General features: G+C 61.7%; 14 protein-coding genes and 1 tRNA gene. 7 read left to right on the forward strand and 8 right to left on the reverse strand.

Annotation, left to right across the window (positions count from 1 at the left end; translation table 11 throughout):
- Window positions 1–35 precede the first annotated feature (35 nt).
- Window positions 36–512 carry an ArsI/CadI family heavy metal resistance metalloenzyme gene (locus AC1L34_RS10190; protein WP_424323354.1) on the reverse strand — a complete coding sequence of 159 codons (477 nt, stop codon included), beginning with the start codon at window positions 510–512 and terminating at the stop codon, window positions 36–38.
- Window positions 513–607: 95 nt separating this feature from the next.
- On the opposite strand from AC1L34_RS10190, the gene AC1L34_RS10195 reads away from it, so the two are divergent.
- The 5 genes from AC1L34_RS10195 to AC1L34_RS10215 all read left to right on the forward strand — a co-directional run bounded on the left by AC1L34_RS10195 (window position 608) and on the right by AC1L34_RS10215 (window position 4,210).
- Window positions 608–961 carry an Rv2640c family ArsR-like transcriptional regulator gene (locus tag AC1L34_RS10195; protein WP_424295198.1) on the forward strand — a complete coding sequence of 118 codons (354 nt, stop codon included), beginning with the start codon at window positions 608–610 and terminating at the stop codon, window positions 959–961.
- Between the two features lie 486 nt (window positions 962–1,447).
- Window positions 1,448–1,520: transfer RNA gene (locus tag AC1L34_RS10200), tRNA-Ala, on the forward strand.
- 337 nt (window positions 1,521–1,857) lie between these two features.
- Entirely contained in the window at window positions 1,858–2,601 is a 744-nt protein-coding gene (locus tag AC1L34_RS10205; protein ID WP_424295196.1) for a lytic transglycosylase domain-containing protein, read from the forward strand.
- Between the two features lie 396 nt (window positions 2,602–2,997).
- Window positions 2,998–3,342: an MmpS family transport accessory protein gene (locus AC1L34_RS10210; protein WP_424295195.1), complete on the forward strand. Its 345-nt coding sequence runs from the start codon at window positions 2,998–3,000 to the stop codon at window positions 3,340–3,342.
- 133 nt (window positions 3,343–3,475) lie between these two features.
- The gene (locus tag AC1L34_RS10215) at window positions 3,476–4,210 is read left to right on the forward strand and encodes a hypothetical protein (protein WP_424295192.1); all 735 of its coding nucleotides are present in this window, start codon (window positions 3,476–3,478) and stop codon (window positions 4,208–4,210) included.
- 67 nt (window positions 4,211–4,277) lie between these two features.
- On the opposite strand, the gene AC1L34_RS10220 is transcribed toward AC1L34_RS10215, so the two are convergent.
- The 5 genes from AC1L34_RS10220 to AC1L34_RS10240 form a co-directional block, all read right to left on the reverse strand.
- Complete coding sequence (locus AC1L34_RS10220) at window positions 4,278–4,454, reverse strand: hypothetical protein (protein ID WP_424295190.1); 177 nt, start codon at window positions 4,452–4,454, stop codon at window positions 4,278–4,280.
- 21 nt (window positions 4,455–4,475) lie between these two features.
- On the reverse strand, window positions 4,476–5,759 hold the full coding sequence (sepX, locus tag AC1L34_RS10225) for a divisome protein SepX/GlpR (RefSeq protein WP_480034740.1): 1,284 nt from the start codon (window positions 5,757–5,759) through the stop codon (window positions 4,476–4,478).
- 216 nt (window positions 5,760–5,975) lie between these two features.
- Window positions 5,976–6,632, reverse strand: coding sequence for a GNAT family N-acetyltransferase (locus AC1L34_RS10230; protein ID WP_424295186.1), 657 nt, complete (start codon window positions 6,630–6,632; stop codon window positions 5,976–5,978).
- 49 nt (window positions 6,633–6,681) lie between these two features.
- Window positions 6,682–7,986, reverse strand: a complete 1,305-nt coding sequence (gene glp, locus AC1L34_RS10235; RefSeq protein WP_424295184.1) for a molybdotransferase-like divisome protein Glp — start codon at window positions 7,984–7,986, stop codon at window positions 6,682–6,684.
- A gap of 144 nt (window positions 7,987–8,130) precedes the next feature.
- Window positions 8,131–9,066, reverse strand: coding sequence for a UTP--glucose-1-phosphate uridylyltransferase (locus AC1L34_RS10240; RefSeq protein ID WP_424295183.1), 936 nt, complete (start codon window positions 9,064–9,066; stop codon window positions 8,131–8,133).
- 58 nt (window positions 9,067–9,124) lie between these two features.
- Between AC1L34_RS10240 and AC1L34_RS10245 the strand changes: the two genes are divergently transcribed.
- Window positions 9,125–9,706: a 5-formyltetrahydrofolate cyclo-ligase gene (locus AC1L34_RS10245; protein WP_424295181.1), complete on the forward strand. Its 582-nt coding sequence runs from the start codon at window positions 9,125–9,127 to the stop codon at window positions 9,704–9,706.
- On the opposite strand, the gene AC1L34_RS10250 is transcribed toward AC1L34_RS10245, so the two are convergent.
- On the reverse strand, window positions 9,699–10,025 hold the full coding sequence (locus AC1L34_RS10250) for an FmdB family zinc ribbon protein (RefSeq protein WP_424295179.1): 327 nt from the start codon (window positions 10,023–10,025) through the stop codon (window positions 9,699–9,701). The genes AC1L34_RS10245 and AC1L34_RS10250 overlap by 8 nt on opposite strands.
- A 174-nt stretch (window positions 10,026–10,199) precedes the next feature.
- Here AC1L34_RS10250 and AC1L34_RS10255 point away from each other — a divergent pair, with 174 nt between their 5' ends.
- Window positions 10,200–11,750 carry an alanine/glycine:cation symporter family protein gene (locus AC1L34_RS10255; RefSeq protein WP_424295177.1) on the forward strand — a complete coding sequence of 517 codons (1,551 nt, stop codon included), beginning with the start codon at window positions 10,200–10,202 and terminating at the stop codon, window positions 11,748–11,750.
- 37 nt (window positions 11,751–11,787) lie between these two features.
- Here AC1L34_RS10255 and nhaA read toward each other — a convergent pair whose 3' ends face one another.
- Window positions 11,788–13,056 carry a Na+/H+ antiporter NhaA gene (gene nhaA / locus AC1L34_RS10260; RefSeq protein WP_424295175.1) on the reverse strand — a complete coding sequence of 423 codons (1,269 nt, stop codon included), beginning with the start codon at window positions 13,054–13,056 and terminating at the stop codon, window positions 11,788–11,790.
- Between the last annotated feature and the right edge of the window lie 190 nt (window positions 13,057–13,246).

Raw genomic sequence — 13,246 nt, forward strand, 5'->3', positions numbered from 1 at the left:
TATTGACAGCTGTCGATATCGACCGCAACCGAGAGTCAGCAGCAGCTGGAGTTCGACGCAGTCGTGGAGCAGCACCCGCCCGCAGCCCCACCGTCGGTGAGCCCGAGATCTTTAAAGGCAGGTGCCGGAGGCGCCTCGCCAAACGACTCCGAATCCGACAACACCGTGTAGACCTCCCAGCGCTCGCCGTCGGGGGCACCGACCCACACTTTGTCTTGCGTGGCGAAACAGCAAGTGGTGTTGATCTGCTCCTCGGTGAACAACCCTTCGCCGGTGAGGCGCGCGATTTCGCCGTGCACCGTCGCACTCGATTCCACTTCAACACCGAGGTGATTGATACTACCGCCTTCGCCCTTGTTCTCGAGCAACACCAGCTTCAGTGGCGGCTCCACGATCGCAAAGTTCGCATAGCCCGGCTTCACCTTGGCTGGCGCCGTATTGAAGAGCTTGCTGTAGAACTCGATCGACGAGTCAAGATCGTCGACGTTGAGGGCGAGTTGGACGCGCGACATGGGAAGCTCCAATAGTTTGATGGATGTCGAATTAGAGATAACTCCGTTCTATTCAATACTTTGATGAATGTCAAACTATTGGATATGTTGGTCCCATGCCCAAGTCCTTGCCCGTCATCGACGTTCGCGCACCGATCTGCTGCGCACCCCTTGCCAACGGAGCGATGTCCACCGAGGACGCAACGGAACTAGCCCTGCGCCTCAAGGCAATTGCCGACCCAATCCGGATTCAGATGGTGTCACTGCTCATGGGTGCCGTTGGCGGCGAAATGGGTGCCACCAACCTTGCCGATGCCGTCGGCGTCTCCGCCGGCACTGCTTCACATCACCTAAGGCAACTCCGCGAGGCCGGGATTGTGACGTCCGAGCGCCGTGGCGTGAAGATCTTTTATCGCGCCGAACCCGGCAATTTGGAAGCAATTCGCTCCACGCTGGCCACCTGCTGCTAGAAAGTCTCAAGCGCAACTTGAGGGGCCGAAAGGTAGGTTCAGGTTAACGCCAACCTGGGCCTGGTTAACGCATCATTTCCAGCAATCTCACAGCAATCACTTAGGCATCCCTCACCTAAGGTGTTTCCGCAGGCAAAACACCATTTTCGGGACGCAATCCCGAAACGCTGTGTCCGCCAACACCTTTCACGCCTTCTGTGATGTCATCCCGTCGGATCGCGAATCCCGTAACCGCGTGTAACGATTTTCATGCATCAAACGATGCGCCTCCTTCACCGAAAAGAGATGACATGTTCCCGGCACTCACTCAGTTCTTCAACGACTTCACCGTCTTCGGCGGCGACCTCCTGCACATCGCCATCACCTTCGGTTTCGGCGCGTAATTCTCGCGGCACCACCACGCCGGCACGCGAGCCCCACAAAGGGTTCGCGTGCCGGCGTTTTCGCCCCTGTTACACTCGATAACGGTCGTCAGTACGACGTTCCGGGGCTATGGCGCAGTTGGTAGCGCGTCTCGTTCGCAATGAGAAGGTCCGGGGTTCGATTCCCCGTAGCTCCACAAAACAGGGCAGCTCCACAAACAGGGCAGCTGTACAACAAGCCAGGTCGGAAATTTTCCCGACCTGGCTTTTGCTTTCCGGGCCGACGACCATTCCGTGCACACCCCGGCGGCAACGTGCGCGCTCGGCGCCACCATCGCGGAAGCCAACCCATTCGTGGCCCGACTCACATCACCATCGCAAAATAGGCCATGACCAGGGCAAATAGATTTCCGAATCCGTCAATCGGGACCGCTTTATAACGCTTATATAACGACAAAGGTACGGATTCATATACCTTCGTTCGAAGTACAGCGGCCCACGCGGCTGAACCCTCTCCCCCAAGGTTTCCACTTCATGCAACTCAACCGCACAACGGCGAAGTCCGCAGTCCTGGTCGCCGGCTTGGTCCCCCTCACCGGCATTCTGCTGAGCGCATCGCCCAGCACCAGTCACGTGTCTGCGCCGGCCCCAACCGTCGTCGACGTGGTCCAGGTGAAGCAGCAGGCCCCCGCACCCAAGACCGCGTCGAAGCAGACACAGAGCGCACTGGTTGCACACACCACGATTCGCCCAGAGCCCAAATCCGTACAGTCCGGCACCGTACCGCGCATCAACTTCACCGCTTATAAGTCCGCCGCAGAAACAATGGCAAAGACCCAACCGCGCTGCGGCATTGACTGGCGATTGATCGCGGGAATTGGCCGGGTCGAATCGCACCATGCCAATTCCGGCGACGCCGACAAGAACGGCCGTCTCCGCACGCCAATCTTCGGCCCCGTTCTGGACGGCAGCCTCTCGGGAAATCAGGTCATCACCGACACTGACGGCGGCACACTCGACGGCGACTCAACCTACGACCGCGCCGTCGGACCAATGCAGTTCCTTCCGTCCACATGGAAGGCCTATGCCGCGGACGGCAATGGCGATGGCAAGGTCGATCCACAGAATGTCTTCGACGCCGCGCTCACCACGGCCCGCTACCTGTGCGATGAGAAGCTCAACCTCAAGAACCCGGGCGACGAAACGCGAGCCATCCTCCGCTACAACAACTCGATGGAATACGTTAATAACGTTCTCGGGTTCGCGCGCAGCTACTAAACGCGCAGTTCACTGGCATTTCGCCGGTCCCTAATTCACACGTTCAGGCGATAGGATTTCCGTCGCCTGAACGTGTTTTTAGCTCTTTGCGGAGTAAGAACTGTCGGAGGCGCTCCATATAATTCAGATGCCCGACTGAGAGAGCGCCGAACCCGCGAAGGTTTCGGCGGAACGCCTCAGGCATCTTCCCTACCGCAGGAGCCTCCTTGACTACGCCCCCCAAACCCCCAGCAGCCAAACCCCCAACAGCCAAACCCGCAGCAGCCCTTCCCTCAGGGTCCCAATCCCTACAACCAGCCGTACCCGCAGCCGCCTAAGAAGCGGAAGATTTGGCCGTGGGTCCTCGGTGCCATCATCGTCGTCTTCATCGCGATCATCGGCGGTTGCGCAGCACTCGTGGGCGGTGTCGCCAACGAGATCGATAAGGAAAGCAACAGCACTGCCACCGTCACCTACCGGGTTACCGGTGAGGGGACCGCATCGGTCACGTACAGCGACAAAGACTTCAACATGGCTCAGGACACTGCCGCCGCACTGCCGTGGGAGAAGGATGTGACGTTGACCGGCTTCGGCAAGCTGGCATCGCTTACCGCAACCAACGACTTCGACGCCGCCGCTGGCCAAGCCATCACCTGTGAGATCGTCGTCAACGGCGAGGTCAAGAACACGCAGACAAGCAAGGGCCCCGCTGCTACCGCAAATTGCAGCTACAGCGTTTCGTCCTCGGAATCAACCAAGTAGTAGCTTCTTGCGATGCGAGGCCCCGACCGCAGCCAGCGGCGGGGCCTCGCGTTGTTGGGCTGCGACAGATTGCCCAACCGCAGATGGCCCACGGCAATTAACCCAACGGCTGTTAGCTAGGTAGGGTTTTCCCATGGCCCTCAAGGACTCCGACATCGTTAGAATTCTCTACCGAACAGTTGCAACTCTCGATCCGATGCTCGACGTCCTCGCGGTCGCCGACCCCCTCGGACTCAAGCCGCGGACCTTCTCCACGATCGCATCGAACCGGTGCCTCGACCGCACCGCCAACTCCGCGTCCAAGGTGCTGAACGTGCTTGATTGGCCGGGTACCGCCGGGTGGGACAAACTCCCCATGAACGACCGCGCCAAATGGTGGGTCTCGCGCATTGGGCTGGTCACAACCGGAGGCGTCGCCTTCCCCAGCGTATTCGGCGCCTGGACCAAGAAGTTCCCGATGAGCGATTACCTCGGGTTCGCCAGCCAGGCCCTCGTCCTGCGGGCCGTGGGCCGCGAGTACGGCATCACATCCCGCGAAGGTGGTGTCGAGATGCTCGCCTCGATCCTGTTTGGCCGAACCGTCGACGCGAACCGCGCGTCCGTGTTCTCCGACGAACCGCTCGACGAGACGAAAGATAAGTCGTTCATGGTGCAGTTGTGGCAGGTTGGGCGCACCTTGGTGAGCCTCGCTCGCTCACTCGACGAACGCCCCGGATCACCGAGGATACTCAGCATGCTCAGCTGGATTCCGTTGATCGGCGCGCCCGCCTCATACCTCGGCGAAACCATCGCTCTGCGCCGGGCCGCCAAGATGTGCCGCGAGTGGATCGTGGCGCACCCTGACGCGATTACCGTCGCGCGGGTCTAACTACGCCAAAACGAAGGCTACGGAGCACGTCTCTCAGACGCACTCCGTAGCCTTGTCGTTTGTTCGGTTAGTCGTCGCTGTCCTCAGCGTCAGCGGCCGCATTGCGCGCAGCGGCGATATCGAGTGCGCGTCGGGCAGTTGCCTCATCCGGGTAAGGGCCCATCCGGTGGAAAACATTCCCCACCTTGCCCTGGGTCACCTCTCCGGTGGACGTATCGAAATACCACTGATCATCGTCGCTCATGCTGGTCAACCTACTTCCTTTTTAGCCTGCGGTCCGGCGATCGTCGAGGTCGACGTACTCGCCGTACTCATGGGCGTCACTGCGGCCAGCGTAGGCGAAATCAAATATCGGCAGGTGATCAAATGCCGGATCTTCATCATCGATCTCGAGGACGATCGCTCCGCCGGGCTTTCGCAAGCGGGCGGGCGGTTCCACATACGTCGGCTCTGACTGCAGCGACAGTAGTCGGTTGTCCTCCGCTTGCTGTCGGCGGCGTCTCGCTGCCCGTTGGGCTTGACGAAGATGCTCGGCCTGCACCGTCTTTCGCAAGAAGAACAGGTACATTGCCGAAGCGGCGACCATCACCACCGCGGCGATGATCCCCCACGGCTGGATGATGAATGCACTGACGACCGCGAGCAGTGTTAGGACCGCTAGTCCGAGCACCATCCGCTGGCGTTCGCGGTATTGAAGCTGCTCACGTTCGGCGAGACGTTCTGGACCGTAGCCACCGCGGCCGCGCAATTCCCGGGCGGGGGGCGCCTCGGTGTCCTCCTCGTCGACGTCTGCCGATTCGGCGGATTCTTCGTACTCGTCCTCGTAGTCAACCTCGCCGTACTCGTCCCCGTCCTCGTACTCGGTGTCCTCGTATTCGGCGTCCTCGTATTCGGCGTCTTCGCCGTCGAAATCTTCCAAGTCGTCGTACTCGGCGTCATCGTCGGCGACGAGGTCGCCTTCCGCGGGGCCATCTGCCGCGACGTTGTCTTCAAGGTCGACATCGTCGCCTGAGACTTGGGCCTGCGCCGCATCAAGGTCGACGATGCGCGCCGCAACCGTCGGGATCTGGTCGGTTAGCTCAGCAGCCGACACCACATCGACCTCGGTTTCCTCGACCTCGACCTCTACATCGATGATCTCCGCATCATCGACCTCAGCGTCTTCGATCTCCGCCTCGTCGATGTCAGCGTCTTCGAGCACCATTTCGTCAACTCCGGCGTCGTCAACTCCGGTTTCGTCAACCTCGGCGTCTAGCTCTTCGTCAGCGGCCCGATCGGCAGCGGCTTTTTCGGCGGCCTGCTTCGCCTCGGCACGGCGCTTGGCGGCTTGGGCCTGCTCGTCAGCGTTCGCAGCGGCCCGTTGCGCGGCGCGCGCTCGCGTGACCGTCCGGGTCGATGCCGTACGACCGGAGCCTCCACGATGCACCACTCGGGTCTGGGCGACCGCGTCGGTTGTCTTGCGCGCTTGAGGCCGACCGCGCAACACCATCGGAACGAGCACGAACAGCCAAACTCCGATCAGGGTTACCCACAGCACTGAAGTTGGCATAACACGTAGCTCCTTCCGATAGTCGCGATACGGTGGTCCCCTCCGCGATCAGGCATTCATTCCGCGATAGACGGGCCCATTCCACAGCCTAGGAATCCGTGCGCCCGACACGGCTCAGGCGCGCCGACGGCATCGCGGATTCTCAGAGTTCAATCAGGACTGCGTATTCCAGGACTGTGTGGTTCGCAACGGCATGCTTCAAAACCAGCTTGATCGCTACACCGCGAAAGCGCGCCCGGCGCGGATAAGGCCTTCGACGGCGCTTCCCGGGAGTTCTTCCACTGTGAACGCGACCAGGAGATGGTCCCGCCAGCGGGAGTTGACGTCCATGTACCGCTTCAGTAGACCTTCTTGACGGAATCCAACTTTCGCCAAAACTGCCCGTGACGCTAGGTTTTCCGGTTGCACTGTTGCCTCCAGTCGGTGGAGGCCGACGGGCCCAAAAGCGTGATCGACGCCCAGGGCAACAGCCGCCGACGCCACACCGCCGCCGGTAACGGTCGAATCGACCCAGTATCCGATCCACGCACTGCGGACGGCACCGCGCTGCACATTGCCGATCGTCAACTGGCCGGCGTACTGCCCGTCGACTTCGATCACAAATGGCAGCACGGCACCGAGCTTCGCTTCAGATTTGAGAATCGCGTACATCTGGTTCCAGGCACTCGGGTGGTGTCTGGCCGCCCAGGGACCTTGTGCGGTCGGTTCCCACGGCATCAGTTCGTTCTGGTTTCGGATTCGCAGGCGTGACCAGTCACGGCCGTCCCTCAGGCGAACGGGCCGTAGCGTCACCACACCTGATTTGACCCGAACGGGCCCCAGAGTTGCGGGCCACCCGGGGCTACGCGGGGTCCCCGCTAACCACCTCAGCACAGAGTCGATTGTAAATAGTCGGTCAATCTGCCCATCACGGAGGCCAGGATCAGCCGCGCTGAGCCAAAAACATCACATCGACCTGGTCGCCGGTCCGAAGTTCTTCAACGTCTTCATCGACCATGATGAGGCAGTTGGCTTCGGCAAGTTCGGCCAGCAGGTGCGACGTTCCGGTTTCGGATTCGCCGATTACTTGGACGAGGTAATCGCCCGAGCGTTCATCGCGCATCAGTTGCCCACGCAGATAGCCGCGCCGGCCTTCGACAGACAGGATCGGTCCGATCGTTCGCGCTTGGACCGTCCGTCGCATCGGTTGCCGCTTTCCGAGGGCGATGCGGATCAACGGTCGCACCATCACCTCAAAGGTGACGAGAGCACTGACCGGATTGGCAGGCAGCAGGAACGTCGGGATTTCGTCCTTGCCGAGCCGCCCGAACCCCTGCACGGAGCCCGGGTGCATGCCGACGCGGCCAATGTCGAGATCGCCCAAGTCTGCGACAGCGTCGATGATGGCATCGGATGCGGCACCGCCGATGGCACCGCAGATCACCACAATCTCGGACCGAATCAGCTGCGCTTCAACGGCTTCACGAAGTTTGGCTGAGTCACGCTGGGCGATACCGACCCGATGTACGTCAGCACCGGCATCGCGGGCAGCGGCAGCGAGTGAATAGCTGTTGATATCGAAGATCTGGCCGGCACCCGGCGTGCGATCGATATCGACAAGCTCATTGCCAACTGCGATCACAGATACGCGGGGTCGCGGATGAACCAGGACACGCGAGCGTCCAACGGCGGCCAGCAGGCCCACCTGCGCGGGCCCGATGACGGAACCGGCGCGGACGGCGACGTCGCCGGGGCGCACATCGTCGCCGGTCCGACGAACGTAGTCACCACTGTCGACACCGTGTCCGACCATCACGCGCGATTCGCCACCGTCGGTCCAGCGCAAGGGAACCACGGCGTCGGCGAGCGTCGGCATCGGCGCGCCCGTTTCCACACGCACGGCCTGACCAGGCTGCAGTCGGGTGGGGGTGCGCGACCCGGCGGTCACATCTCCGACCACCGGCATGTGAACCACGAGACGGCCGGAGTTATCGAGTTCAGCGACCTCAACACCGTGCGTTTCGAGGGTGTCCATGTCGTCGGGCGCATCGGCCCCAGCCAATGCCACATCAACAGCGCGCACGGCGTACCCGTCAATGGCTGCTTGATCGAATCCCGGAAGCGGTTCGGTCGTAACGACTTCTTCCGCGCACAGCAGCCCTTGGGCTTCCGAGATGGCGACCTGCACCGGCCGCGGCGCAACCACCGAGGCCGTAACGAGACTCAAATGGTCTTCGACCGAGCGCATTAGCTCCTCACCGTCCCCTGGTGGTCTCGAATGCACGGGGGTCCGCGCAATTAGGCATAAGAGTGCGGTTCGAGGTTATCGGGCCGATAGCTTCCGACCGCGCAGGCGCGCGGAGGGCGGATGGTCCGTCTGAGCCGTCGAGCCTCAGTCTTTCGCGAGCCGCTCAATAAGCCACGCCCGCAACGCGGGACCGTAGTCGTCGCGGTCGAGGGCGAAGTCGACCGCCGCTTTCAGGTAGCCGCCGGGGTTGCCAAGGTCGTGGCGAGTGCCCTCGTGGATGACGACGTGGACCGGCTCACCCCATTCGATGAGGAGCGCAATGGCATCGGTGAGCTGTAGCTCTCCACCTTGCCCCGGCGTGATCTGCCGGAGCGCATCAAAGATCTTGCGGTCCAAGATGTAGCGTCCGGCGGCGGCCAGATTCGACGGCGCGTCGGCGGCGGCAGGCTTCTCGACCATGCCGCGGACTCGCTTGACGCCAGGATCGTCGGGCACGTCTTCCACCTCGAAGACGCCGTACGCGCTAATTTCTTCGCCCGGCACCTCGATGGCACACAGAACACTGCCCCCGTGCTTCGCGCGGGCCATGGCCATTCGGCCCAGGGTGCCACCGGGAATTACCAGGTCGTCGGGCAACAAGACGGCAATGGCGTCTTCATCGTCACCCAGTTCGGCTTCGACGCAGCCCACAGCATGGCCTAACCCGAGGGGCTTTTCCTGGATGACGGAAGCCACCTCCAGGAGAGACGGCGCATTCCTGACCTTCGCGAGCATGGCCTCTTTACCGCGCGCAGCGAGGGTGTGTTCCAGGACGAGGTCCTCAACGAAATGGGCAACCACCCCGTCCTTGCCCGGCGAGGTAACCACGAGGAGTCGGTCGGCACCGGCAGATTTGGCCTCTTCGGCAACGAGTTCGATCCCGGGGGTGTCGACGACCGGGAGGAGTTCTTTCGGCACCGTTTTGGTGGCGGGCAGGAACCTGGTCCCGAGCCCGGCCGCAGGGACAACCGCGGTGTGCGGGATGGGCGGCACCGCTTCGGACGCGCGCCTGGCAGTCGGGCGGGAGGTGGTCTCTGACATGCCCTCAGAGTATCGGTCGTTTCTGGCAGGATCGGATGCGAGTCACCGAAAGGGCGTCATGAAAGCTGAAAAGTCCCAGATGCGACGACGAATTCTGCAGGCCCGAGCCGAGATGTCGCCGTTTGTCCTCGCACAGTCGAATGCCGAACTGGCGAACTGGATGTATCAGTTGCCGATCGACTTGGAACCCGGTGACATCGTCGCAGCGTATGTCGCGACGCGCGCAGAACCGGGCGGAACCGCCGTGCTCGATGCCCTGGTTGACCAGGGGTTACGGGTGCTGCTGCCGATCGTTCCCGAGGGGGACCCCACTCGCTTGCAGTGGGGCGAGTACCACGGCGAAATGTCCCTATCGGAAGGTCGGTGGAAGCTGTTGGAGCCGTTGGGGTACCGCCTGGATCCGGACACGCTACACCAGGCGAAGCTGGTCATCGTGCCCGCTGTCGCCGCGGACCGGAAGGGCGTGCGACTCGGCCGGGGCGCTGGCTACTACGACCGCACTCTCGCCGCGGTTGACGCCCCGGTAGTCGCCGTCGTGCACGATGCGGAGTTTCTCGACGATGGCATCCCACATGAGCCGACCGACGTTCCCATGGATTGGGTTCTGACGCCCGGGAACGGATTCGAGAAGATCAGCTAGCGGCAGTGGCTGCCGCTGGCTTCGATGCCGAACTGCTCGACGAGTCCTTGCTTGACGAGCTGCTCGATGAACCACCGCTCGACGACGAGTCGCTGGAGCTTGAGCCGGCCTCGCTCGACCCGGCGGCAACGGAGCCACCGCCCGAACGGGAATCGGTGCGATAGAAACCGCTGCCCTTGAAGACGATCCCGACGGAATTGAACAGCTTCCGCAGGCGTCCATCGCACTGCGGGCACTGCGTCAGCGAATCGTCAGAGAACGCCTGCTGGATGTCGAACTTGTTGTCGCACACGGTGCAGGCGTAGCTATAGGTGGGCACGGGAACCTCCGAAGGTGTAGATCTCGTCGTCCAGTGTAAACCGTGTTTGGCACTCAAACATTCCGAGTGCCAACAGACTGACCGAAAGTACAGGCCGCGACACCGCGAAAATACCTGTTTCCGGGAGCCTTCGCATGGCACAGTTGTGCAAAATATTCGACAGTTGAGGAACGAATGAGCGATTTCATCGGGGATCTGAACAACATTATTTGGAGTCCCCCGCTGGTGTTCTTGTGCATCTTTGCGGGCGTGTACTTTTCAATCCGAAGCAGATTCCTGCAGGTCAGACACTTTGGTCACATGATCAAGCTCATGTTCACCGGCCAGTCATCGGAGTCGGGCGTCTCGTCGTTCCAGGCGCTGGCGATGAGCTTGGCCGGGCGCGTGGGTGCAGGCAACATCGTTGGTGTCGCAACCGCCATTGCCTTCGGTGGCCCCGGTGCACTGTTCTGGATGTGGACGGTCGCCTTCCTCGGCGCATCAACGTCGTTTGTGGAATGCACACTCGGTCAGATCTACAAAACCAAAGACCAGATCACCGGCGAGTACCGCGGCGGTCCCGCCTATTACCTGAGCCAAGCGCTCAAGCACACCCGGGCATCGAAGGCGTTCAAGGTCTACGGACTGGTTTTTGCCGCGGTCACAGTCGTCGCCTGCGGTGTTCTGATGCCGGGCATTCAGGCCAACTCGATGGCTGAATCGATGCACACCGCGTGGCCTTCCGTCGACAAGTGGGTTTTCGGTGTCGCCACCATGCTGGTTCTCGGCTTCGTCATCATCGGCGGCGTCAAGCGCATTGCGACTTTCGCCGCGGTGGTCGTGCCGTTCATGGCCATCCTTTACATCGGCTTGGCTCTGGTTGTCGTGGCGATCAACTACGACCAGGTTCCGGATACGATTCGCCTCGTCTTCTCCAGCGCCTTTGGTGCGGACGCTGCCTTCGGTGCGATTCTCGGTTCGGCCATCATGTGGGGCGTCAAGCGCGGCATCTACTCCAATGAGGCAGGCCAGGGCACCGGGCCGCACGCGGCGGCCGCCGCCGAGGTCTCGCATCCGGCGAAGCAGGGTCTGGTCCAGGCATTCGCCGTCTACATCGATACGCTGTTCGTCTGCTCGGCAACTGGCTTCCTCATCTTGTCGACCGGTGCCTACCGGGTGTATTCAAATGAATCCCCCGAGGGCGACGTAATCCGCGAATCGCCGCTGTTCGACGGCGTCATTGCACCGCATGCCGCGCCAGGCGCGCCGTATGTACAGGTCGGATTCGACACGCTCTGGAGCGGAGCGGGGTCGTCGTTCGTCGCGATATCGTTGGCGTTCTTCTGCTTTACCACCATCGTCGCCTACTACTACATGGCTGAGACCAACGTCCGATTCCTGTTGGGTAAGGCCGCGACGACGTACGTTCGCCCGCTTCGAAGCACCATCGGTGCCGACGTGACGTTGCTGTTGCAGGCAACAATCTTGATCGCCGTCGTGTACGGCGCCGTCACCACCCCCGGGCAAGCCTGGGCCCTCGGCGATATCGGAGTCGGCGCCATGGCCTGGCTCAACATTGTCGGAATCTTCATCTTGCAGGGGCCTGCATTCAAGTGCCTGCGCGACTACGAGGCCCAGAAACAGATGGGCTTGGATCCCGTCTTCGATCCCGTGAAGCTCAACATCAAGGGAGCGAAGTTCTGGGAAACGTACCAACCCAAGGAAAAGGAAGAAGTGGTCGTCTAACCGCGAGCGGTCTGGCAAGTGCTGCTTGGCGAAAGCGCTAGTCCAACTTCACGTGGATCTCGTCGTCGGCTTCGGGCGCGCGACGGGCGTCGTATCGGAGCAGCAGTCCACCGAGAATGGCGGCAACCAACGATCCGAGAAGAATGCCCACCTTAGCGGCGGGTAGATGATCCGAGGGGAGCCCCGAACTCGACGAGAACGACAGTTCCGCGATCAGCAGCGCCACGGTGAAGCCGATGCCGGTCAGCAGGGACACCGGCAATAGGCTTCGCAAGGTGATGCCGTCGGCCAGTCGCAGCGGGGTCAGCTTGGTGACGATGAAGGTCGTGGCCATCACGCCAACCACCTTGCCCACCACCAAACCTGCGAAGACCCCGATGCTGACCGGTTGCACGATATGACCGATCCCGATCACCGTGACACCGGCCGACGAGAATGCGAACAGCGGCAGCGCGATTCCCGCAGACACCGGTGCTATCGCCTCGCCGATCGTAACCGTTCGAGCGTGCCGCTCCCCGAACCGACTGAAAGCGGGCACGGTAAAGCCAAGCAGGACGCCGGCCACCGTCGCGTGGACACCGGACGTGTGAACAAAGCCCCAGGCCAGCAGCGCCATCGGAACCAGCACCCACCAGTAGACGTGCTTCGCCCGCACCGCGAAGGCAAACACGACGACGCACGCGAGGCCCGCTGCGAGCATTCCAAAATCGATGGACTCGGTGTAAACCGTGGCGATCACGATGATGCCGAGCAAGTCATCCACCACAGCGAGGGTCATAAGAAAGACGCGCAGCGCGACCGGAAGTCCCGTTCCCACCACCGCGAAGACCGCCAATGCGAAGGCAATATCGGTGGCGGTCGGCGTGGCCCAACCGCGCAGCGCCTCGGGATCGTTCGACGCCACGATTGACACATAGATGAGTGCTGGCGCAATCATGCCGCCCACTGCCGCGGCAATGGGTACCCCGGCTCGCCGCGGATCACGCAAGCTACCGGCAACGAATTCGTGCTTGAGTTCAATACCGACCACGAAGAAGAAGATGGCCAACAGTCCGTCGGATGCCCACTGGGCGACGGTCAAATTCAGGTGCAGGGATTCCGGCCCGATCACGGTGTCGAGCAGGGACTGATACCCCTCGCGCCACGGCGAGTTCGCGACGATAAATCCGAGAACGGCGGCTGCGAGGAGGATTGCCCCCGCGTGCACATCACCGCTCACCCATGCGCGCCAGCCACCGATATGGACGTGGTCGGGACTGTCTCCGGAGTCGGTCGGCGGCTTGCTCTGGTCAATGTCGTCGTCCATAAGACGATTCTCTCAGACGCCAACCTGTGGAAATCGGGTGCACAAAGGTTGATCCGTCCACAACCGTGAGATTCTGCCCCGACACCAGCGAGAACCCACCGATTGTGGGGTATGAGAATCTTCGATCACGCCACTTCCCTGCACCCAACCCTCTTGTCGCAACTTCGCGCTTTTGCCGCAAACGGACACT

It is taken from the genome of Gordonia sp. 34D (genome assembly GCF_056682775.1).